This window comes from Anaerococcus lactolyticus ATCC 51172, assembly GCF_000156575.1.
Classification (GTDB): Bacteria; Bacillota; Clostridia; order Tissierellales; family Peptoniphilaceae; genus Anaerococcus; species Anaerococcus lactolyticus.
Map to the genome: position 1 here is coordinate 1 of NZ_GG666193.1, position 236 is coordinate 236.

Annotated in this window: 1 protein-coding gene; it reads left to right on the forward strand. The window is 67.4% G+C overall.

All coding sequences use genetic code 11. The features are described from left to right. Positions 1-56 precede the first annotated feature (56 nt). Positions 57-236 (forward strand): hypothetical protein (locus HMPREF0072_RS11730; protein WP_211204258.1); only part of this gene is annotated, 180 nt, incomplete at its 3' end.

A 236-nucleotide genomic window follows, 5' to 3' on the forward strand; every position in this document is an offset into this window, starting at 1 on the left:
CCGCCGGACCGCGTTGTGCCGATTGTTGCTGCGTTCCTCCCGCCAGGTTCCCGAACATGTCCGAGCAGAAACCGCCGCGTTACAAGCCCTACAACCAGCCCGCCGGTGGCTGGGGTGCCGCCGGCGCCACCGCCAAGGTGCTGCTGCAGCAGAGCGTGATCGGCAAAGGCTCGAAGGCGCTGCTGGCGATGAACCAGCCCGGTGGCTTCAAATGCCCCAGCTGCGCGTTCCCCGAT